This window comes from Candidatus Poribacteria bacterium (assembly GCA_026706025.1).
Classification (GTDB): Bacteria; Poribacteria; WGA-4E; order WGA-4E; family WGA-3G; genus WGA-3G.
Genome location: JAPOZO010000026.1, coordinates 1 through 22,941, shown reverse-complemented (window position 1 = coordinate 22,941; position 22,941 = coordinate 1). Strand labels below are relative to the sequence as shown.

The window sequence follows — 22,941 nt, the reverse complement described above, 5'->3', positions numbered from 1 at the left end:
AGTGTAAGGTTCTATTGTATGATATTGGAGGATGTAACGATGAATCAGCATGATTTCACCGTCACCGATTCAGAGATTAGTTTTTTCGAGACGTTCGGTTATCTCAGTTTTCCGCAACTGATGGCGGACCGGATTACGGCGATCCAAGACGCTTTTGAAGCCGTCTGGGAGGAAAGAGGCGGCGGACATGACGGTAAACCGCACGAAGGTACTGCACGTTCCTGTATTGTCCCGTTCATCGATCAGAGTGAAGAGTTGTCATCACTATTGGATGACCCGCGGATTTTGGCGATTGCAAAAGCACTCCTCGGTGATGATTTCAACTACATGGGCAGCGATGGCAATTTCTACGTCGGTGATACCGGGTGGCATTCGGATGGTGGACATAAGTTAGAAGATCCGAGGCATATTAAGATTGCGTTTTATCTGGATCCGTTGACTCGCGATACCGGCGCGCTCCGCGTCATTCCAGGGAGCCACCTCTTCGGCGATAATTATGCCGATGCCCTGGCTCAACGAGTTGGTAAGAGCCAAGAGTTGTGGGAGATGCATGGGAAAGATGTTCCTGCAACAGTCTTTGAGACGACGCCCGGCGATCTGGTGCTGTTTAACCATAATACGAAGCATGCTGCTTTCGGCGGAGGCGCACGTCGGCGGATGTTTACGATGAATCTCTGTCAACGCTATCCTGATGAGAAATTAGATGCGCTACAGGCATATATCGCCGGATCTGCGCGCTTCTGGATTGACCGGAAATATGGTGAGAAGATGATACGCACGGCGACACCAGAGCGGTGGATACATCTTGAACAGGTTAGAGCAAATGACGGGCATTTGGCGGAACTCTCACGCCAAGCACAAGAGCGGATGAGTGAACCCTCACGCGGCTAACGCGTGTTGCCAGGTTTGCTGAACGAACGCGATGGATTCTGTGAAGCCTTCCCGTCCTGAACGGCTGGCTTCCTCGATACTGAGCCAGCCATCATAGCCTGCTTGTCTCATGCGAGAGAAGACTTGCGGAATGGGTGATGCCCCCGTACCGACGCGGACAGGTTCAAATACACCGACTTCACGCAGATCGAAAATATGGACGACAACAATGCGGTGGACAACCTGCTCCAGAAGTGCGAGAACATCTTCACTGAGAACAAGCGGGTTCGCGGTGTCAAAGCAGACCCCGAGCGGCGTGTCGGAGAGCGCATCTAAGATTTCCAAGAATATTTCTGTCGGTTGTGAGAAGTCCCAGTAGTCCCAGGGCGCGCCTTTCGTATGGTTCTCATAAGCGAGCGTGATGCCGTGTTTCTCCGCTGCGTCAAGCGCGCGTCGAAATCCATCTGTTACCCATTGCACGCCTGCCGTGCGTTGGGTGCCGGGATGGTCTTGCCCTGCCGTCACACGAATAAATTCCGCTCCCAATGCTTTCGCGAGTGCGATGTCAGCCTTCAAATCTGTTAGTTCTTGTGCGCGTTGTGCGGGGTCGGGATGCGTGAAGTCAGAATAGCAGGCAAGCATACACGGGGTTATATTGTGATTTTCAAGGACGGCGCGCGTCTGTTTTATCGTTTCCGCGTCGCGCTTTGGGAAGAATTTAATACTGAAATCGACAGCGTCTAACCCTAATTCGGCACCGAATTGAATCCAATCGGCGACAGTACTATTTCCTGTGAAGATGTCGTTGTAAAGTGAAACGGGAAGGCAGCTTAGTTTCATTGTTAATTTCCTTTCTTCGCTGGACAGGGTTTGATGAAGATTAAAAGATTAATTCAGTAATTTATTGGCGAGGTCCGGTGCGGTTGCGATGCAGATCGCATCTGGGCGTGTACGCCGCAAAACCGCACCATAGGTGTCAATTTAGTCCCGTAGGTGTTTTTGCTTGAGTGTTTCCCCTAGGTTGAACGGAACTCAGAAGGTAGATATATTTTCTAAATACTTCTCGAATCCAGCGGGTTGTCGTCCGTAATCAAGAACGCAGTGAAACCCAACTTCACACCGTCAAGGTCTCGGAAACCGCTAATGCGTTGGGTTTCTCTCGGTTTTCTGCTTGGCGTACTATCTATAGTGCGGGTTGATTCTTGTGTGCCTTTTCAGGGTTTTGGGAGTATCCGTTCAACCCAACCTACAGGATTATAATAACTGATGGCTGAAGACTGACAACTTTTAAAACATAAACCGATACATTGGGCGTTCTAAAGCGATGCCGATGAGTGTCCAGATTGCTCCGACGAAAAACTCTCCGATGACCAAACCGATGAAGAACGGCATCGCGCGGCGATAGGTTCGTAAACCGCCTGCCTGAAAGAGAATCGCTTTCATCCCCCACGACAAGAAAATCGAGAACCAATACCAACTTGTATTCCAGAAACTCAGCGAGAGTGCGTAGCCTGCAGGATGGAAGGGCCACCAGATAAATCGACGGCGTAGTACCATCAAGAGCGTCGTTAAGGCGATGGCACCACCAGAGGCAGAGACAGCACCAACGTCTATAGATTGTGGGTTAATGAGCCACTGCTTCAACTGCTCATAAGTCCAGCGACACTGTGCTTGCTCGCCATAGACTGCGCCACCGTAGTAATAGCCTTGTGCATAATACGCCCACGCTGAGGAAATTGTTGCGACGATAGTCACCAAGATGACAGCTACGATAAAGCGGTTATGTGATAGTCCGCGAACTTGTGCTACCTTGAAACCTTCTAACATAATCGGCATCGGATGCGAACGGTAGGAACGGTTGAAGCCGTGAAACATGCTGAAGGTCGTTAACCCCTCCGCACCGATACGCCGTGTGCCGAGAAAAGAGACGAGTACCTTATCCGGTCGCCACGGCACGTCATGCGCTGGGGGTCCGACTTCTGCCCGAATACGTGTGATCGCAATCGCTAACGCAAAGAAAAGCGTGAAATAACCGAAGATACTGAAGATCGGCGTGCCTGTGCTTTTGAAGAAGACAAGGATGAAGATGCTCCCGATGATCAAGCCGATGATTGCATATCGGATATGTGTCGAAGGTGTACCGGTTGGGTCAAGTTCGGTAGGGTTGCCTCGGAAGGCGTTTTTCACCTGTCGCGCGATGAATTTCCGAGTCAGCCATATTGCAGAGACACCTAAACAGAACCATGCGCCGAAGGATTGCGCGTCGAGAAATGGGAATCCCGGTAGATGCCCGATGCCTGCCATCGTTCCCCAGACGCGCGTGATCTTATGAAAAAGATAGAAGAACCAGATAGAGAACGAAAGCTCCAACGGTATAAAGAAACTCATCCCGATCGCAAAAGGATAGACTGCAATAGGCAGCCTACCGATAGCGTTCAGGGGTTTCGTCTGAAAGTGTTGCCCTAAATTATAGAGGCTCCCACCTAAACCCGGCACAACAGGGAACAGAAAATGGAGTCCGTTAAGGAGGTTCATCCCACCTGCGAGGACTGCTGCTAACAGAAATAACCGATTGCTCAGGAGCGTCCGTCCACCGTTTTCTGTTAAGTGCAGTGGAATTTGAATGACAGGATAGCTGAGTTTTTCGTGGTTCACCCATTGGTGCCGGATGAGAATCGTGATACAGAACATCATGCACGTTAGCACAATGATCAAAGCCGACCACCAGAGTACGGGTGTCATCCAGAGTTGTAGGTGTTGGACGGTGTGCAGTGAGGCATCGCCTTGATAGAAAGTTGCCAGTACACTTCGCTCTTTGATCGTGAGCCAATCTGGCATGTGTCGGTGGAATAGTTCACCCCATTCATTCTCTGGACTTGCGAACCAGATAGGATAGGTGAGGAGGGGCCACAGTATCTGGAGTGTGTCGTGTCCAGCGATAGAGGAGGCGATGGATACGAGTAGATAGACTACCATCAATTCCGCATCGGTGAGACTTGCATTTTTTCGAATTGTGCGGAGCAACGGGTTTAACGCCATTAAAACCAGCACGACAAAGATGACGTTGAAGTAGACGGTTGAGACGGTAGGAAAACTCTGACCTGTGCCATAACCGCTGGGACCCCAATTAATCATGAGCCAGTAGGAGTTCGGGATAGTGATGAGGAGTGCGAGCAGCACAGCGCGGAGGCTGACTTTTGGCGTAGTTTGCGAGCCAAAACTTGCTCTACTAAAGTTGTTTGACATGCTTTGAGTTTCCCAATTTCATTATACAGAGAACGTGGGAAATTGTCAACTGCGCGGAAAAAAGAAAGCCCATGACGATTGCATATTGGTGTAACTTGAAAGCCAATATTGCAAGCATGGGCTTTTTGAGGCATCTAAAATGGTAGGATCGTTTATTTCGACGCTGCCTTTAGGTCTCCCCAAGTCGTTGCTAATTTACCGTTCGGTTCAACGGCGAAGAACGCTGAATTTTCACCGAGATAATTCAGCACATTTGCTGTTAGGTTTCTCAGGTTGGTTCCCTCTTTCGATTTCGCATCGGTATAAACACCGTTGTGGTGTCCAAGGGTGATAATTATTCCGTCGCCGACCTCATATTCAACGAAAGGACGCTCTCCACCACCAGCACCACCGCCGCGTGTTTTTGTTCCAAGAATTGTACCAGACGGATCATCTCCAAAGTTAAAGAAATCTGAGGTAAACCCATCTTGCTGCATGCTCGTGAGAAAGACCGGTTTGCTGGTATCAAACCCTTCAAAGACGGGATGGTTTTTGCCATCAGCGGTTGGTACCACACCAATTTCTGGAGGCTCCTTGCCGAGGGGACCGAAAACTCGTGGGTCTCCGCCATCTTCAACATCAAGTTCAAAGACATAGCGGAGTGCTAACGCTGAGAGAAATACGCCTCCGCCTGCCTCAGCATAGTCAAGGATTGCTTTTTGAGTTGCATCGGCGAGGAACGGATCTGGCAATGTGTTTGTTTCTGTATAGAACATCCATAACACAGCGAACTGCTCCGGTTGCAATGCAGTGCCGCCCTTATTTTTGAAATTACCGCTTTTGTCTACGAGGAGTGTCGTGGTTTTAAAGTTATCCTCCGCCCACGCGTAAGCGGCTTCTTCTACTTCACCGAGTTTGTTGCTGCCAGCGAGTAGCCCAACGGTTACGTCTGCTGAATACACTGGCACAATCGCACATGCTGCAATGAGAAGCGTTAGACACAGGCATCGTACTGTTAGCGAATGTTTCATTGTCTTGACTCCTTTGGTTTGGAAATTTGCGTTTGGTAAGTGAATGATTGTCTATATATTAGCATGCATTGCGAACGTATGTCTAATAGGATTCAATTTGCCTAAATTTTGCTTTGATTTTAAGCATTTTTATGGTATAATATTGGGCAAATATAGGGTTTGTATCTATGCGAACCACACTATAATTCATGAAATTACATAAGGAAGGACATAAAATGTTCTACGAGTTAACACGTCTACGTGTCGGGAAGTTGTCGATGGTCTTCGTCGTTGTGGCAATGGTAATCGCCTTTGCTGTTTCAACACACGCTGACCTCAAGGACCCGACACTGTCTGTCTACTATAATTTCGACGAGAATGGAGATACCGTCAAAGACGGTTCCATTCATGGGAACGATGGGATAATTGAAGGGAAAGTTAAACGAGAAGATGGTGTTTTCGGTAAAGCCGTCGTTTTAGAGCCAAATACATGGGTGAACTTGAACGGACCGGAATTTGAAAACGCGCCCGTTGACGGTTTCACCCTTGCTGTCTGGGTCAATCATAACGATTCACCCGAACCACAGAGCATCTTTGACGCGATTGGCACTGATCACGGGAGCGGTCTCTTCCACGTGGAAATCCGTCCTGCTGGCTTCAGATGGTTCCATCGAGATGGTGCCCAAGCAGAAATTTTCAATATCAACCCCGGTCCTGTTATCGACGGTGGAGAGTGGGTGCATTTCACTGGCACCTACGATAGCAAGAGCGGTGACACGAAAACCTACGTCGATGGGAAGATGACACACGAGGCGAAAGGTAAAGGCGAACTTTCAGATAACTGGGGCGTCTCAGCTGCGATCGGACACCATAAGAATGGTCGCTGGTTTGATGGGCTGATGGATGAGTTCTATATTTTCGGCCGTGCGTTATCCAAAGATGAGATTAAAGAGGTGATGGATGGCGAATTTCTGTCAGTAGAACCGGCAGATAAGCTCACCACAACCTGGGGCAGCATTAAATCAAGACGCTAAAGTCTCTATTTTTATTCTGTAGTGAACCTAAAAATATCAGGGCACTTCCTGCCGCAACGGGCAATAATGCACTTCGCATTTGGGTGAGTACACCGCAGAATTGCCCTACTACGAACGAGTATTTGTTAAAGGATAGGTGTCTACATAATTCTAAGTTTTACTATAAATACAACTGAACGGCTTGTGCACAGGGATCCTGTGTTCGAGCCGTTTTTTTGTGTCAATTTACCGGTGCGGTGCATATTCCCAATCGAAACGCTGTCGTCCGTAAGTTACGCCATCAATTTCGGTCTGATGGCAGATGAGGCATCTATGTGCTTCGGTAACACCGTGCAGTTCATGCACTAACTGAATCTCTTCTGTGTTATGCACGTGGCATTTGAGACAGGTATAACTCCGGTAATCGGAATCGGCGTGGATGGCGATTTGGTCTGCGACCTTCCGGACGTGATAGGTGTGTCCATCTTCAGGATCGGTGACCGTCCAAGCGTTTCCTTTTTCCTTGATTGCGATAGGTGCTGTTGTGGGTACTCTGCGTTCATTTTGTAAGAACCACCAGTGCAAGTCTTCAGGAATAGTGTCTGACGTGTCCAAATCTTCAGGAAGGGTTGTACTGACATGAAACAGTAGGCGTTCAGGTGTATGGCATCTTGCGCAAGGCACGTCGTGGACATCCGTGAGTGGGAAGAATTCGTCGTGCTCCAGTTTTTGTTGTCCGTGAAGGACGATGCTGACAAGTAGGATTGGTGCGAGGATGAGGTGGCATCGGAGCAGAATCTGTCTCGTCTTACGAGCGGTTAGACTCACTGCAATACCCGTCCCTAAATTCGACAAAGCGAGTAGAAACGTCAGCCATGAATGCCACGCGAGCGGTTGGAACGCTGAATGGTATAGCACCAAGCATAAGCCTAAGGAGGCGAGGCGTTGGTGGTATTTCAGCCATGTTTGGCGATTGCCCCATCGGATCCAGCGACTTCGCAGCAGGTAGAGGCTGGCAATAACGATGGCGATGGCACCGATGATGCTAATAGTATGTCTCGCCTCACCGAAACTGCCTGCCTGATAGATACATAGACCTGAGATAACAGCGGCACCGACGATGCCATGTCCGATTTGGATAAAGACTTTCATGCCGTGAGTTTAGCATGGACGTGGAATTGGATCAAGTGAGAAACCGAGAAAAACGATCCGAAAACACTGTTTGGAATTTAAAAAACGTTAAAGGACGTTGATGGATTACCGATTGAGAAAGTGAAGTTGTGGTTGAAACATCGCTCCTATAATAGGGCGAATTGTTTGATGTTTATGGTCAATACAATTGGATTCACCAACGTTGCTGGTTCAGTTGGTGTGCCTATGTGACTTATTGCAATTTTCAGTATAAGGACTTGAATGTGCCACAGATAATATGCTATAATGATTAAAATTTACGCATAAAGGAGAAAGTGAAATTGCAATCAACTGTCGTATTAAATTTCTTGGAAAAAGGATTAGTGTTAGTTGGAGCCGTTGCCCTATGTGCTTTCTTATCTTGTGCTTTGAGCGTCAAGCAAAAAACTGAACAACTCGAAAAAACCACTACGCGCCCGAATCTCGAACAACAAATTGCGCAAATCGGGAAAGATGCCACAGTAATCTTGGTTGGTAAAGCTGCTGATGAAACAGGAGGTTACGGTAGTGGTTTCTTTATTCGGCGTGATTTGATTGTTACCAATATTCACGTCCTTGCTGGCATCCATGGGAAATCCTATAACTGGCGTGTAAACCTAATTAATCAACCGACACAATATACTATCAAAGGGGTCATGGCGAGTGATCCGAAACGCGATTTGGTTATCTTAAAAGTTGAAGGTGAAGAAGTAGAAGCCCTGCCTCTTGGTGATAGTGAAATGGTAAAACCTGGTGACAGAGTTATTGTTGTAGGGACCCATAAGGGAGCAGAAGGCAAAATCAAGAATGGTACAATAAGCCGAACTACTGCCGATTTCTATCGGATAAAAGCCTTACTGCTTCCAGGATATAGTGGTGGTCCGGTGCTAAACGACAAAGGAGAGGTGATAGCGATTTCTATGGAAGGTGGGGAAAGGAGAAGTTCGGGAGCTGTTGTTCCTTCAAATCATATCAAGGTGTTGCTTGATGATATACCGGTACAAGCGAAACCTTTGGAAAAATGGCAAGCGGAGCCTCTTATACACGCCTATGCTTATGCCAATCAAGGTGATAAAAAAAGAGAATTTGATGACGATTATAAGGGGGCTATTGAAGCCTATGATACAGCTATCCATCTAAACCCCGATTTTGCCAATGTTTATCTCAAAAGGGGACTTGTAAAATCAGACTTGGGGAATTATAAGGGGGCTATTGAAGATTATAATACTGTCATTCGCCTCGGCAGGGATTATTCGGATGTCTATTCCAGTCGGGGTGTTGCGAAGAAAGGATTAGGCGACTATAAAGGTGCTATCAAAGATTATGATACAGCAATTCGTCTTGAACCAGATTACGCCGATGCTTATGTCAATAGGGGGCTTGCAAGGAAAGATTTACGGGACTATAAAGGAGCGATTGAAGACTGTGACACGGCGATTCGCCTAAAGCCGGAAGATACTATTGTTCTTGCCACTGCCTACGGTATTCGTGCTGACGCAGAATCTAGCTTAGGAAATACTAAGCGGGCGATTGAGGACTATGACGAAGCGATTCGTTTAAAACCGGGAAATATTATTCTTGCCACTATCTACGTCAAGCGTGCTGACGCGAAGTCAGACGTAGGCGACGCGAAAGGTGCTATTGAAGACTATGACGAAGCGATTCGTTTAAAACCGAGAAATGCTATTCTTGCTGCTGCATACGTCAACCGCGGTCTAAGAAAAACAGAATTAAGAGACAGGAAGGGTGCTATTGAAGATTATGATGAAGCGATTCGTTTAAAACCGGGAAATGCTATTCTTGCCACCGCATATGTCAATCGTGCCGATGCGAAATTGCACTTAGACGACTATAAAGGTGCTATTGAAGACTATGATGAAGCGATTCGCCTTAATCCCCAGAATACTCTTTTGGTTGTTTACGTCTACCGCAGGCGATCCTCCGCGAAGTTACGCCTAAGCAATAATAAGGGTGCTATTGAAGATTACAATACTCTTATTCGGCTTAAACCGACAGATGCCGTTGCCTATGTCAATCGTGGACTTGCGAAATTACGTTTAGGTGATAGCAAAGGAGCGATTGAAGACTGTGATATGGCAATTCGTCTTGGTCCGAAAGATACTGTTCTTGCCGTTGTCTATGTCAATCGTGCTGATGCGAGGTTCAATCTGGGTGACGATAAAGGTGCTATTGAGGATTGTGATACGGCGATTCGTCTGAATCCTGATCTTGCTGAAGCCTACGAAACTCGGGGAGACGCGAAGTCAAACCTCGGGAATAACAACGGTGCGATTGAAGACTATGATAAGGTTGTCCACCTAAAACCGGATTACGCCAAAGCCTACTATAAACGCGGACGCTCAAAGGTTGAAATGGGCGATGTTTTAAAAGCAAAATCGGATTTCCAAGCTGCCCTAAAACTTGCAGAGCAGGAGGGGGCCAAATCGCTCAAAACCGAGATTGAAGAAGCTCTTCGCCTTTTAGAATAGGACCATCTGAGATATCGGGATGCCGTGTTTGGATTCCAATTTTTATATGGTGAAGTCCGAAAATACGTGGATACTTTAGAAATACGAACCCTTTCCTTCGCCAGTAGTCTATCCACCTTTGAATTGTGGGTGGACTCGTTCGTAGTAGGGCAATTCATCGCCTGGCGTCCTATAAAATAAATCGGTTGATTCAAAATAAACCCAAATTTTAGACTGAACAGGCTACTGGTGTCCTGTCCCTATAAGACCTTAAAGGCGTATTGCCAACCGAGGGTGAGTAGCCATTTACTCTTGAGCTGAATTCCGTTTAAGTTTTGATAGAGGGGCATCTGCATCTCAATGGCAAATCTTTGCCCAGCAAAAGTGCCTGTCGGAACGGTGAGATTGCAGGAGACCGCGAAATCAAGTCGCGTGTGCCCGCGAAAGTCGGAGCGGTGACTGGGGCTCATGCCTATATTTAAATCTGGGTTGCTTCCGGTGATATTTCCTTGTCGTGACAATAGTAATCTGCTACTGAGGCTAATCCAATTGTTGATCCGTCGCGCACCCCATGCTGTGACAACGAAGGTGGCACCATGTCGGTACTCGCTGGAATTGGTGTGCAAAGGGAATGCGCCTCGCAATTGCCCACCATAGGACCAGGTGTTGTAAAATCCAAAGAGCGTAATACCTGGGCGTGCTTCAAAAGAACCGCTCCCAAGTTGCATAGGATACGGTAGGGTTTGTTTACCATTTCCCGTTTGTGCGATGGAACCGGTTCGGAATGATACACCAACGTTGGTAAGGAACGTCAAATCTGGTGTTTTCCAGAGCGTAATAAGTGCCTCTAATTTGGTATCGCCGATGCCTACACTGGACATTTCATGATGTCCAACGGGTTCTCTATGCTCGCCATGTGTGTGTTGCTGGATGCTCTCCATTTCCATGTTACGTTGTTGGTAGTTTATCATTCCCATAAATGTGGTACTGTTGTGTGGCGCGAACATTACGCCGAGCATATGCATCTGCATATCCATTTGTGTTGGTACCATCATAAAATCTTTCAGGACATCTGCGGTTTTGAGGGGGACAGTTCCAGATTGTAAGCCCCGCATGTCCATTGTCATGAAACGGTACGAGAGCATCATTTCGCCAGTTTTGTGTCCATGGTCGCCCATCACACCAATTGGGGCGTGGCTATCGGGTCGAATCTGCTTGGGCGTGTCTCCATAAGTAAGTGCCACAAAAGTGAATATAAGCAGGGCGTTTGTTAAAAATGTTGCCTGACTTTTCAATGAATTCCTCCTTTTCTGATATTTATACTAAAGTTTGGACAATTCCTATTACATTTGGGTTGAATTTTCAAGGATCAAGGGATCTTTCTACAAGACTCTTAAGTTTTCGAGTTTGGAAGCCTATTTTTACTACCACTCCGTGCTGCTTATAAACAGGGATTTCTTGTAGCATAGGCTGTTAGCCTGTGCGTGTAGGGATGCAACCTAACAAGATAAGCGAGAAAAGAGAAAACTCATGTGCATGGATTTTTCTATGAGTTTCAATCCGTCTCGGAACTTAGAGAAAAATCACCCAAGCGCGTCAAGAATCGGCTCCGATACGAAGGGGTTTCTATGCTACAGGCACACAGGCTAACAGCCTATGCTACGAAAGATAACGTCCGACCAGAAACCTTAGGGCCATCTTAAAATTGTCAAATTGTCCAAAGTTTAGTATTTATAGTAAAACCTACAATTAACGATACACCTATAGAAGGTGGGGGTAATGAAGATTAAAATATTAATTCAGTAATTTTTCGACGAAGCCCGGTGCGGTTAGGAATGCAGATCGCATTTGGTCAAGTACGCCGCAAAATCGTACCTACCGGACCTGGGGAAATACCGAATTATTTCCTGAAACTTCATCAAACCCCGCCAGCAAAGGAGAGGTTTGTTGTTTTCTAAAGTGTCCATTTATTTTTAGGTTTCACTATAAATACCAAACAAATCTACCTATGTCGCGACATACATACCTGCAACTTATGCGTATCAGGCACAAAATATTGCAGGCAATCCGGTTGTGCTGTGGATCCTGTGTTATTGTGGGTTAACAGTGAAAATTTTGCATGTTTCTATGAATAGCGGAATCCCGCGGAGGATACAAAAGCCAATGGTGCCAGTAGCGAGTATTATACTTGTTAGTTCTATCACGGGATTCTCAGGTTTAAAAGCACTAATGCCTGCGAGGCAAAGGAAAGTACTCATTTTGGCGATGTCGTAAAGTGCATGGATTGTCCGAGAACGGGTTAAAATGTGTGCCCATCCAGTTGTTGATAGTTGGATACACTGCTGTAAGTTATCTGTGAAAAAACCGCGAGCGAGGACCGTAATAGGCATCCATAACGGAATCAAACCAGTTACTGTAAAATAAATCCAGAAAGTATTTTCAACACTTCTGTTTACTACGGTATCAAGGATGGTTCCTAACTTGGTTGTCTGGTTACATTTGCGGGCGATGATTCCACCAACAACATCAAGTATAAAGATACCGGCGATTGTTACAATCAGTCCTATGTCAAGATAATAGTTTACGTTGAATAGTGCCACCACTACGACGGTTAAAAAAAGCCTTAGGAACGTTACTGCGTTTGCTATCATATACTTGTATCAAGTTTACATGGCCGAATACAGAAATTTACCTTTGCAAATTTGATGTTACTCCTAAGGTTCAGTTGCAAGATATCTGGGATTTGGCTTTATATCAGACGGATAGTGAATTTTCCAAACTTTGAGTTTGGCAAAATCCTTTTTGTTAACCGGATAGACAGGTATGAAGGCTGTGCTATGCTCACCACGTATGAATAGTTTAACTGCGAGACTGTTCCAACCGATTGGGGAAATGTAGTAACCGATGTAGGGTTTACCTTCAAAGTCAAAATAGAGTATCATACCACTTGTTCCAAGTTCTATTACTGAGGGGATGTTGGCGTTCCATACCACCTCTTTGGTCACAGTATCCTGTGTTTTGAATTGAATAGTCACAAGTCGCTTTTCAGGGGTAATGCTAACAACCTCAATGGATTCCAAAGGAGTGCCGCGCCGCGGTAGTAACTTGGTATATGTTTCAGTTGCAGTTTTTCTGTTTCGGTCCAGTTTAGTGAGACCAAAGCGGCGATCTGCCTTTTTGTCACTACCGATGAAGGAAAGGCTTCGTGATAATCTAATAACCTCGTTTTGTGTCAACATAAGATGTGTTGCTCCATGAGTGATGAGAAAAGAGAGTGCTTCTCGCTCGGACTGGGCACTGAAGACATGTCGGTAGTAAAGATGGATCCAGTGCGGTAAATAATGGTCTTGGTCAATAATAGTTTTGACACCACCAAAGATGTTGAGTTGACTGCCATGGCTCCAATGCGCCGCCATAACGCTATTATCTGGGAGTGTAGAATTCATCCACTGAAATGTCTCTAATACTTCTCCTCGTCCAGGAATCGGTCCTCGGATTTTCTTGGCGTTTTTCAGGGCGCGTGTAGCGTGCCCCCCCAAGGGTGCCCAAAGAAGCAGGGGAATAAACACTATGGCTGTGATACAAGCGACGACCCAAGGTTCCTTGAAATGAGCGGGCAGTCTTTTAGTTGTTTTTAGTTTTTCTATGAGTTGTAGAGAACGGTGACATAGCAGTGAGGCAGTGCCAAAGGCAATAGGAACGCCGATAAAGAAGTCAAATCGTTTCCCACCGCGCGCGAGACCTATCCATAGGAGTGCCCACGCGATAACGAGAAGCATTACAAATTCCGTTGGTGAGTTTTCTGTTCGGTGGCTTGCAATACCGATTCCGATAGGCACGAGTGCAAACGAAGCGAAAAAGAGTATATTGCATACATCTGTACCGATCCATTGACTAATGGGCCATCGGAAAAAAGTGGTTGTAAAGAAGAGAGTGAGAGAAGCTGCCAGAGGTATGGCTTTCCATCGCCAGATCCGGAGGCTTTCAATGACGAATCCGAGACTGCCTAAGATAAAGAAACTTCCATAGCGTTCCATCCAGTAGTCAAAACGTGGGTTAGCAAGCTCCCCGATGCTTCGCATTAAACGGTTTTCGCTAAACTGATAAGCGGTATGATCAAAGTTATCAAGGTTGATCAGAAGATAAATGATACCCAATGCGATGCTACTAAGTGTTAGAAGCCAGGCGAGAGGGCGTGCGTAGGGTCGGAGTTGTTGGAAAAAATCGAGAAGCAGATACCTGACACTGCGGATTCCGAGGATAACGAGTGGGGGGAAGAGCAGCAGAGCGGTGACATGTGCTGCGAACCCATAACCATTTCGATACGCAGGACTGACAAGATAGAGCCCCGGTACGAACATGAACACCCACAAGATGTATTCTGTTAGATGTTGTTCGCTATCTGTGGTGCAGAATTTCCAGAGTTCTACAGCAACTATCATTAAAACAAAAAAACCGAAAGCCTCCCAGCTGAGACCACCGAGGAAAACAACACCACCGCTTGCAAGGCTCCATAAAATACGTTTACGCGGGTGTTGTGTTTGCAAAGACGCAAGATAGGTTGTGGCGGCAAGGACAGCGAGCATAAAGCACCAACTGTCCCGATCTCCAAAACCGGCGGAGCTGCGTCCGATGGTGCCGAGAAAGGTTGCTAAGAGTACACCAACGATGCCAGAAAAGAGGAGTCCATAGGTGTGATAAAGGAAAAGACAAAGCACACCGAGACCGATAACAAAACAGATGGGTGGTGCATAAACAGAGACATGATAAAGCGAGACATTTGGGAAGCATAAGGAGATTGCTTTGTGCCCGTAAGCGAGGGCAAAAGAGTAGAGATTCAGGGTTTGCCCTAAATCTCTACCGAGGGGTAACCAACGGTGCATATCACGTTCTGGGAGATCCCCGTGTTCGGAAATGATATTTGCTTGCCAGTAATAGAGATAAGCATCATATCCAGTAAACTGCCCGTCGGGTATTCTACTTATACCTTGGGTACGAATCCAGAAAGCGATAAGCAGGACGCAAATTAAGAGAATACTACTCAAAAACCTTTTCAGCATCGGTTACTATTACTTCAGCATTAGTAGTTAACAGGAACAACTATTGCCATCATCACAACCACAATTGCATTCGCTGTTATTGGAACTGTCGTTATTAGGATCGTCGTCGGTAATTTTATCTAACACCCAGCTAATAGCCTCCCCGATAACCGGTAGTTCTGTCCAACCAATCTCAGCAGGAGGGATAGGCCGGGGGTTATCATCGTTATGGTCATCGGATGCGGGTACTGAGTCTATCCAGACTATATACACGCCAAATGAGAACATTGCAACAAGAAAGATTGCAATAGGTGTCGCAATTTTTCTATGTCTAAGTGTGTGTAAAGACATAACTTTCTCCTATTCGATTTCCTGAAGTGCGTTCCTTTTGATTAACATGTGCGAATTAACTAACAGGAACAACTACTACCCTCACCACAACCACATTCACATTCACTATTGCTGTTATCGGAATTGTTATCGCTGCTGAACACGTCAGTGAACTGATCTATGAACCAAGAAAGTCCGTCAATAACGTCATCCAAATCATAATAGAGGTGGATCTCTAACGTGCCAGAATCGTCTACAACACTTGCGTCTACTGATACATCATCTGCGCTTGCTGGTGTGAGATTGGTTGTGAATGTATATAGGGTAAATAAAAATGTCGCCATGAAAAGGATTACGATAAGTGTCGCAAATTTTTTATTTCTGATTGTGCATAATGACATAACTTTTCTCCTTTGGTTCTGTTGAAGGACAGGGTTCTACAAATTACAGAGGGTTAGCCATCACGAGAAGAGTTTTTGAAAACCTTTACGAAGGAATACCCAACCTCGTTTGGGTAAGGTTTTGGCATAGTGCACTAATATGCTCGGAATTTTCCATAAAGTGGACCATGATACCCTTGCTCCTACAGTAGGCATGCCATTTGTGCCTCTTTCCCGAAAGACAGTGATATAGGGGGCGCAGTCCGCACAGTTTGCCAGTCCAATGGGGATTTTAGCTTCTGCATAATTCCAATTTTGGAGTTGTTGTCTGTGAATGGTGCACCCGAATTGTTGAGGTGCCATCTCCAGAAATGCCTTGACATCCGCCTCAGTCATTTTTTGAGGTGGCGTTTTCGCTAAAGGTGCCAGACTAATGCTGAAAAGTATCACGGAGATTCCTACGAGTGTGAAAATGCGAGAAGTTTTCATAGGTCAATCCCTTTTTAAAAATCTCCGTGGTCCGGAATCTTCGGGACAATCGGTTCAGTTCCATCAAGCGTTGTGGGTTTTTCCAATTCCTTAGTTCTTTGCGTGCGGTCTGGTTCTGACACTGTAACATCTAAACCTGATAAATTTTCCAAAAACGCTTCGGCTTCTTCAGGTGTTATATCTCCTGCACTTATGCCCTCTATAACCATAGGTTTTACATCTTGTAAGAGTTCGAGTCCATCAATTTTGCTTCGCAACGCGTCCACGTGGGCACGTCCTACGGCAGCCTCTTCTTCGCTCAGATCAAATAAGTTGATGGCGGTTTCCACCATATCACTGACGACAACAACTGGTAACTGATTGAGAAAGTCGTTCACTTCGTTTGTGTTGTCTCCCTGAACAGCGTTGGCATTTTTTCCCATTTCAATAAGGGTATATGCAGTGTTGAGATTGCCTATGAGATGAGGGATTTCTGGATCGGGACCAAATTTCGAGATTAAGACATTTTCTAACATACCTAGCTTTTCGTCGAGGTCCGTCACAGAAAAAGATGAAAGTTCCTTAATTAGTTGTTGCACCTCTTCCTCAGTGAGTCCTGCGTAAAGTGTGGGTTCATCCTTACCATCGTCTTCGGATGCTATCATCATCCCACCTGACATGTTGCAACCTGCGGCAGCTTCATCGTTTTGGGAAACTTCTACCAGTTCAGCCGTTGACACAGGTGTAATTTGCGCGGATTCTTCAGTGATGGAAGCCTTTGCTGGTCCAGGGGAGGTTTCCTCTGTCAATGGAACTGAGATAGATGACCCACCCAATTGGCTGGATTGTGCAGTTGGCGTTTTTGGTAGATGTGCTTCAAATTGTCTGATATCCTGCTGCATGTAGATGTGGAAACCGATAGCAATCAGAACGACTACAATACCGATGATTGCCATGTTACGAGGGGAAATCCATTCATGTAATTTCATGCTATAATCTCCTATTCTTTCGTTTGAGTGCTTTTCTGAGTATCACCGAGTGGGTAATATCCAGAAGGACGTGAGACCCGCATAACGAATGTATATGAATCGTGAATTGTGCTATGTGCCCTATTCTATTGGACGAAAATCTACACCTAACAATCGCAGCTGGTGTTGCTTTCTCCACAACCGCATCCGCACATGCTATCGTTATTGGAGTCGTTGTTATCAGAGTCACCACCGAAAAGGTTACCGATCCATGAAATAGCACTTTTAATATCGTCCAAATTCACGTAACCACCTGCCTTCCAATCACTACCATCAGTTTCGAGTATTATCCCGCTCTTTCCGCTGTTAGGTGGAGGTGCTGGGTTTTCTTGTGGTTCTAGTAGTGACCGCGCTTCTACAACTGTATTCGTATAATACGTGTAGAAAGCAGATGTAAAAATTATAAGCAGAACGGTTGATACGTATCGGATAACTGTCACGTTTCTAACATCAGATATAAAAGACATTGGTTTCTCCTTATAATGCTCAAGATTGATCAAGATTTTCGTAAGCAAGGGTATTTACCTTTACGAGATACGATTTAACATAAAACTTACGATTACCTATACATTGAAAGGTGGGCGGGGTTAATAAAACTTAAGAAATTATTCGGTTTACTTTCTCATCTTTATCAAACCCCACCAATATAAGAAAATGTTCGCGACCCTAATGCCCACTGAAATGTCTATATATTTTTAAATTTCCTATTGGGCCACGGGACGGGCGTTAACAGCTGCAGCTGCTGTTAGTGCTTCCACAACCACAAGAACACTGGCTGTCAGTATTGCTCTCGTTGTTACCGGAGTCACTGCTGAAGAGGCCACCAACCCACGAAATGACGTTACCGATATCGCTCCAAGTCACTTTCGCTTTAATTTTTTTTGTAACGTTCCCGTCCTTGTCCACGGCGATTTCCCCTTCTATTCCACCTTCTGCTGCGTTAACTTCTTGCTCAAATACGCCATAACTCATGTAAAGCCCTAATACGAACATTGCCATAAGTAGGGCCGCGATAGATCTAGCGATCTTTTTGTTTCTAAGATAAGACATTAACATTGAATTTCTCCTTAAAGTTATCCGCTGTTGTTAACAATTGCGGAAACAGGATCCATGGAATTTTGCTTTGCAGCTTTCTTCCACTGTGCTATTACACATTTCACTGTCTGCTCAACGGCAGAACGAGAAAGACCAATTGCTTGCGCAATTTCCGAGAGAGGTTGTCCATCCAAGTACCGTTCTATAATCCATCTGTCTTTCTTTTCGGGAAGGCAGTCCACCAATGCTTCTAAATTGCGTGCGATAGGTATCAACCACTTGCGGATGCGTTCCGATCTTTTCTGAACTGCATCGGGTGTTGCGTCTATCGCTTCCGCTATCTCTTGGATGGTGAATCCGTCATGCATAAACGCTACAACCTTTCGGTCCTTACCTTGGAGGAGACGGAGGAGTTTTGCTTTCATATCCCGCTCTACTTCAGCTCGTTCGGTATTGATTTCCGCGAGAGATGTCGCGTAGCGTGCCTCTCTTTCGCCGATAGAAAGACTGTCAAGTGATTCAAGTGGTGAATTTCCTGCTTGCCTTCGCCGCTCTGCATCTCTAATTTCATTCAGCGTTAAGTTTTTCGCGATCCTTAGCAACCACCCTAACAATTTTTCCGGTTCTCGGACTTCGTTCCTCTTTTTGAAGGCTTGGATAAAGGTTTCCTGCGCGATATCCTCGGCATCTACAGCGGGATCGGGATGATTCCGCATCATTCTGGCAACGCGAGCGTAGACAATTGGATAATACTTTTTGAAAATCAGTGAGAATGCCTCTATATCACCAGTTTCTAAGAATTGCCGGTTTAATTTAAACTAACGTCATCCACCATTTCAATTGCTTACCGATTCATTTGGCGGCAATTTTATGATTGCCTTCATATATACATGACACAAATTTTGCGTGAATTCCGACACAAAATATTTTTTTAAGCCGATTTGCATTGTTAATGCTTAGGCAAATTTCGTGCCAGCATCTGTGTGAGGCATGTTACTTTCTATGGATAATATTAGTAAATGTAAGATTATATGACTATATAGAATTTTAATTTTTCTAAAATGTTTGTGTACACTATATTTATTAAAAAACAGAGCAAAGCGTTAAAAGAATCCAAAAAGTCATATTGCGTTCCTATCGCTAATGCGCAGGAATCGCGCGTGGATGCAAAAATTTCGTGATTTTATGCAAAAATTTCATAGTGCTTTGCAAACATTATCTCATTGCCAATAACACACAAGGAAAGGTAAGGTGGATGTAAACTTTTTTGGTGGGTCTTTCGTATAATATGTTATAATGGTCAACACTGACGGGTAAATCCAAAGGAGATAGAGAGATGAAGTTTCAAATATCTTTTGCGATACTGTTGCTTTTAGTCATGGTAACATTTGTTGGGTGTTATACGAAACTCGGTTACCATGCGTCTTCAGATTTGGGTCGGGTACACCATGAAGGTCTAACAAAAGAGGAAACAGGGGTGGCGCATGCTGACGCAGCAGATTCGGATGCGTCTGAGTTAAAGCATGCGGATGACGGGGATTCGGAAGGCTATTACGGGCGACGGAAGCGTAGTTATCGGACCACGTACACTCAACCTTATAGGTACGATACCTATCGGGTGCCTTACGCGTACGCATATCCGCCGGTTTGGTATTACCCCTACTATCGTCCATTTTATGGATACAGCAGGTATTATTACGGTTATCGCGCGCCGTACTACCGCTACTATAGCGGTTATTATCCTTATAGAAACGTCTATCGCCGATATCACAGTGGGAGTCGGTATACACCACTTTCACGGCGGACTTACAAAAAAGGCGATTTACGGCTTGAAAATCGGCGTTCGCGAAGTTCACGCAGTGTGACTTCACCAAGATCGAGATCCGAACGACTGCGGACGCGAGATCGGAATAAAAAATAATACTATTTCTAAATGTTTATCTCACATTACCAGTTTTCATGGAATGTTCAGTGATGCGGAACAAACTAACAGTTTATTCTACATAAAGAGGGATTTATTAACAGAAATGGTATAATAATGGAGGAATCGGAACGATGAAACGTGCAGTGTATGCAAGTCTTATCTGTTTATTCGCCGTAGTGTTCTTTACCACTGTTGGTATGGCGCAGGTAGAAGAGATGGCGATCGGAAATACATTCGGGGTTGGGGCGCGGACGATGGGAATGGGGGGTGCCTCACTCGGACTCGCTGATGATTTCACGGCGCTCTATTGGAATCCCGCGGGTATGGCACAGATTCAGAAGTTCGAGTTTTTTAGTAGTTTCTCACATAACAGAGCAAGGACGAATACCTATTTTACCGGTGATGAGACGACGGGAACGAGTCGATCACAGATGCGTCCGAACTCTATAGGGTTTGTCTATCCATTGGAGACAAAACAGGGTGGCTTGGCGGTCGGTTTTGGTTACAATCGTCCGCAAAATTTCGATTATCAGACTGCGATTCAGGGCATTGATCCGAGTTCTGATACCTATTTCAGTGGATTTGCTGTTGACGAAAGCAATATAAACAGCGGTGGCATTGGGATTTGGAGTTTTGGCGCGAGTGTGTATGTCACAAAACGGATGCTGGTCGGTGGTTCGTTGGATTTCTGGAATGGTAATAGCCTGCATGCGTTGGATACGGAAGCCAGGGACATCCGAGACGTGGATAATCAGTGGTCGCGTTTCAGAGACAACGACGAGATTGACCGAGAGTATTCAGGTGTTGGTGGTAGGGTAGGACTCCTTGCACATCTGACAGATACGATCAACTTTGGTGTGACACTGGTCGCGCCTATTGAGTTAGGCGTTGACGAGGTCTGGTATCAATCTACGGTAGATGTATTTGATGATGGCGAAAAGACGACGGATTCCGTAAATGGTGAACAAACGTATGACATTGAACGTCCCTTTGAAGTTGGTGCCGGGGTCGCTGTGAAATTGTTAAACAAGCAGCTGATTTTGGCAGGCGATGTTCAACTTACGGATTGGACACAGACGCGTTACGATCCAGCGCCTGCAGATGACATTCCAAAGAATAATTTTGAGAAATACTATGCAGTAACGCTTCAGGCACGGCTCGGCGTGGAGTATAGGATACCTGTAATTGACACCCATGTCCGTGTCGGTTATTTTCGGGATACGATTCCGTTCACAGAATTTGAGGTTGAAAACGCACGTGACTTCTTAACGATGGGTGTGGGGAAGATTTTTGAAGACTCACTCAAGTGTGATGTTGGATATATGCTTGGCAGCTGGCAGCGGAGTGGGTATGAATTGACAACAGAACAGTTGACCCATAGGGTTTTCGTCTCTGCTGCGTATCGGTTTTAATAGTTGTCAGCAGTCGGCTATCAGCGGTCAGAAGGAGAACCTCTTTATTCTCACTGCGAAGCATGCTGATAGCCGATTGCCATTAAACAAGTTGGATATAGCCCATCTGTGTTCCATCGCCTTTTCGGAGTTCGCCTCTGATGATACGCGTGTATCCACCGTTCCGATCTTGGTAGCGGGGTGCGATGTCATCGAAGAGTTTGCGTAGGACCGCCTGCTTATCAAGTGCCGTAGGGTTTTCACCTCTGCCGGGTTTATAGTGCAAGTTTGTCCCGTAAAGCATTTTTGCGGCTTGGCGCCGTGCGTTCAAGTCCCCCCGTTTCGCGAGTGTGATTAATTTTTCAGCTACTCGGCGGAGTTCCTTACATTTAGGAATCGTTGTCCGAATTTGCTCGTGTTCAAATAGGGCAGTGGCTTGGTTGCGAAAAAGAGCCTTTCGATGGCTTGTCGTCCGTCCCAATTTCCTGCCGCGTTTTCTATGACGCATTTTTTTCCTCCATATATACGTTGTTGTGAAGCGTTATGATTGTAAGGCGGCTTGCTCTAAATCATCTTCACCGATGTCTGCGTCGTCCATATCATCTGGGTCCATTCCGAGTTGAAGTCCCATGTTGGCAAGTTGTTCTTTGATTTCGTTGAGCGAAGTTCGCCCAAAATTCTTGTATTCCAACATATCCTTTTCCTCTTTTGCGACGAGTTCGCGTATGGTCTTAATGTTTGCGGTTTCGAGGCAGTTGCTGGCTCGGACAGAGAGTTCAAGTTCGGAGACAGGCTTGGCGAGGTATCGGTTTCGCCGTAGTTTTGCCTCGTCAATCTCAGGTTCGGGTTCAACGTAGTTTTCATCGAATTCTGTAAACAGTTCAAGTTGTTGTAGCAAGATACTGGCAGCGCGCGTAACAGCTTCCTTTGCTGTGATGGTTGCATCTGTCCAGACTTCGAGGTTAAGTTTATCAAAGTTTGTCATATCGCCGACGCGCGTTTCCTCTACCCAGAAGTTGACTTTCTCAACGGGTGAAAATTTCGCGTCGACAGGGATTAACCCGATGTTCTGTCCTAACGTTCTATGTTCTTCGGCAAGTGAGTATCCTCTACCTGTTTGGGCGTGGATCTCTATATCTAACCCCTCGCATTCGTCGAGTGTTGCGATGTGCTGGTCAGGGTTTATAATCTCAACGTGTGCGTTGGGACGGATGTCAGCAGCGGTGACTTCGCCGGATCCTTCGGCTTTCAATGTAAGTTCCATCGGATCATCTGTTGAGATGTTCAGCCGAACCTCTTTGAGGTTAAGAATAATCTGTACCACGTCTTCCAGTACTCCGGGAATTGTGGCATACTCGTGTTTTACCTGTTCGATTTGAACAGCCGTGATCGCTGCGCCTTTAATTGAGGAAAGAAGGACTCGGCGTAGTGAATTACCGAGAGTTGTTCCAAATCCGCGCTCGAAAGGTTCAGCGGTATATTTTGCGTAGTCGGGCCGTAAGGATTCAGTGTCAGTTTTTAGCCGCTCCGGCATTTCTAGCTCGGACCTTATCATCGATTTCCTCCTATGGGATTAAACTGAATATTAGA

Annotated in this window: 21 protein-coding genes; 5 read left to right on the top strand and 16 right to left on the bottom strand. The window is 45.8% G+C overall.

Annotated elements, in window-relative coordinates; genetic code table 11:
* The first annotated feature begins 39 nt into the window (after positions 1-39).
* The gene (locus OXH00_05495) at positions 40-891 is read left to right on the top strand and encodes a phytanoyl-CoA dioxygenase family protein (GenBank protein ID MCY3740454.1); all 852 of its coding nucleotides are present in this window, start codon (positions 40-42) and stop codon (positions 889-891) included.
* Here the strand turns inward: OXH00_05495 and OXH00_05490 are convergent.
* The 3 genes from OXH00_05490 to OXH00_05480 form a co-directional block, all read right to left on the bottom strand.
* Entirely contained in the window at positions 880-1,710 is an 831-nt protein-coding gene (locus OXH00_05490) for a sugar phosphate isomerase/epimerase (protein MCY3740453.1), read from the bottom strand. The genes OXH00_05495 and OXH00_05490 overlap by 12 nt on opposite strands.
* 447 nt (positions 1,711-2,157) lie before the next feature.
* Complete coding sequence (locus OXH00_05485) at positions 2,158-4,116, bottom strand: hypothetical protein (GenBank protein MCY3740452.1); 1,959 nt, start codon at positions 4,114-4,116, stop codon at positions 2,158-2,160.
* Between the two features lie 152 nt (positions 4,117-4,268).
* Positions 4,269-5,126: a hypothetical protein gene (locus OXH00_05480; protein ID MCY3740451.1), complete on the bottom strand. Its 858-nt coding sequence runs from the start codon at positions 5,124-5,126 to the stop codon at positions 4,269-4,271.
* A 215-nt stretch (positions 5,127-5,341) separates the two neighbouring features.
* Here OXH00_05480 and OXH00_05475 point away from each other — a divergent pair, with 215 nt between their 5' ends.
* Entirely contained in the window at positions 5,342-6,139 is a 798-nt protein-coding gene (locus tag OXH00_05475) for a LamG domain-containing protein (protein MCY3740450.1), read from the top strand.
* A gap of 225 nt (positions 6,140-6,364) precedes the next feature.
* Here the strand turns inward: OXH00_05475 and OXH00_05470 are convergent, their stop codons facing one another.
* Positions 6,365-7,270: a hypothetical protein gene (locus tag OXH00_05470; protein ID MCY3740449.1), complete on the bottom strand. Its 906-nt coding sequence runs from the start codon at positions 7,268-7,270 to the stop codon at positions 6,365-6,367.
* 314 nt (positions 7,271-7,584) lie between these two features.
* Between OXH00_05470 and OXH00_05465 the strand changes: the two genes are divergently transcribed.
* On the top strand, positions 7,585-9,777 hold the full coding sequence (locus tag OXH00_05465) for a tetratricopeptide repeat protein (GenBank protein MCY3740448.1): 2,193 nt from the start codon (positions 7,585-7,587) through the stop codon (positions 9,775-9,777).
* A gap of 239 nt (positions 9,778-10,016) precedes the next feature.
* Here OXH00_05465 and OXH00_05460 read toward each other — a convergent pair whose 3' ends face one another.
* The 10 genes from OXH00_05460 to OXH00_05415 form a co-directional block, all read right to left on the bottom strand.
* Entirely contained in the window at positions 10,017-11,051 is a 1,035-nt protein-coding gene (locus OXH00_05460) for a transporter (protein MCY3740447.1), read from the bottom strand.
* Between the two features lie 795 nt (positions 11,052-11,846).
* A complete protein-coding gene (locus OXH00_05455) occupies positions 11,847-12,407 on the bottom strand; it encodes a CDP-alcohol phosphatidyltransferase family protein (protein MCY3740446.1) in 561 nt (186 codons plus the stop codon).
* 63 nt (positions 12,408-12,470) lie between these two features.
* A complete protein-coding gene (locus tag OXH00_05450) occupies positions 12,471-14,816 on the bottom strand; it encodes a hypothetical protein (protein MCY3740445.1) in 2,346 nt (781 codons plus the stop codon).
* Positions 14,817-14,843: 27 nt separating this feature from the next.
* Positions 14,844-15,146, bottom strand: a complete 303-nt coding sequence (locus OXH00_05445; GenBank protein ID MCY3740444.1) for a hypothetical protein — start codon at positions 15,144-15,146, stop codon at positions 14,844-14,846.
* A gap of 59 nt (positions 15,147-15,205) precedes the next feature.
* Positions 15,206-15,526 carry a hypothetical protein gene (locus tag OXH00_05440; protein MCY3740443.1) on the bottom strand — a complete coding sequence of 107 codons (321 nt, stop codon included), beginning with the start codon at positions 15,524-15,526 and terminating at the stop codon, positions 15,206-15,208.
* Between the two features lie 60 nt (positions 15,527-15,586).
* Entirely contained in the window at positions 15,587-15,994 is a 408-nt protein-coding gene (locus tag OXH00_05435; GenBank protein ID MCY3740442.1) for a hypothetical protein, read from the bottom strand.
* Positions 15,995-16,008: 14 nt separating this feature from the next.
* On the bottom strand, positions 16,009-16,962 hold the full coding sequence (locus OXH00_05430) for a hypothetical protein (protein ID MCY3740441.1): 954 nt from the start codon (positions 16,960-16,962) through the stop codon (positions 16,009-16,011).
* Positions 16,963-17,108: 146 nt separating this feature from the next.
* On the bottom strand, positions 17,109-17,468 hold the full coding sequence (locus OXH00_05425) for a hypothetical protein (protein ID MCY3740440.1): 360 nt from the start codon (positions 17,466-17,468) through the stop codon (positions 17,109-17,111).
* A gap of 259 nt (positions 17,469-17,727) precedes the next feature.
* Positions 17,728-18,000, bottom strand: coding sequence for a hypothetical protein (locus OXH00_05420; GenBank protein MCY3740439.1), 273 nt, complete (start codon positions 17,998-18,000; stop codon positions 17,728-17,730).
* A 74-nt stretch (positions 18,001-18,074) separates the two neighbouring features.
* The gene (locus OXH00_05415) at positions 18,075-18,818 is read right to left on the bottom strand and encodes a sigma-70 family RNA polymerase sigma factor (GenBank protein MCY3740438.1); all 744 of its coding nucleotides are present in this window, start codon (positions 18,816-18,818) and stop codon (positions 18,075-18,077) included.
* Positions 18,819-19,372: 554 nt separating this feature from the next.
* Between OXH00_05415 and OXH00_05410 the strand changes: the two genes are divergently transcribed.
* Both OXH00_05410 and OXH00_05405 read left to right on the top strand, forming a co-directional pair.
* Complete coding sequence (locus OXH00_05410; GenBank protein MCY3740437.1) at positions 19,373-19,957, top strand: hypothetical protein; 585 nt, start codon at positions 19,373-19,375, stop codon at positions 19,955-19,957.
* Between the two features lie 134 nt (positions 19,958-20,091).
* Entirely contained in the window at positions 20,092-21,372 is a 1,281-nt protein-coding gene (locus OXH00_05405) for a hypothetical protein (GenBank protein ID MCY3740436.1), read from the top strand.
* Positions 21,373-21,454: 82 nt separating this feature from the next.
* On the opposite strand, the gene rplQ is transcribed toward OXH00_05405, so the two are convergent.
* Positions 21,455-21,859: a 50S ribosomal protein L17 gene (rplQ, locus tag OXH00_05400; GenBank protein MCY3740435.1), complete on the bottom strand. Its 405-nt coding sequence runs from the start codon at positions 21,857-21,859 to the stop codon at positions 21,455-21,457.
* A gap of 33 nt (positions 21,860-21,892) precedes the next feature.
* A complete protein-coding gene (locus OXH00_05395; protein ID MCY3740434.1) occupies positions 21,893-22,906 on the bottom strand; it encodes a DNA-directed RNA polymerase subunit alpha in 1,014 nt (337 codons plus the stop codon).
* Between the last annotated feature and the right edge of the window lie 35 nt (positions 22,907-22,941).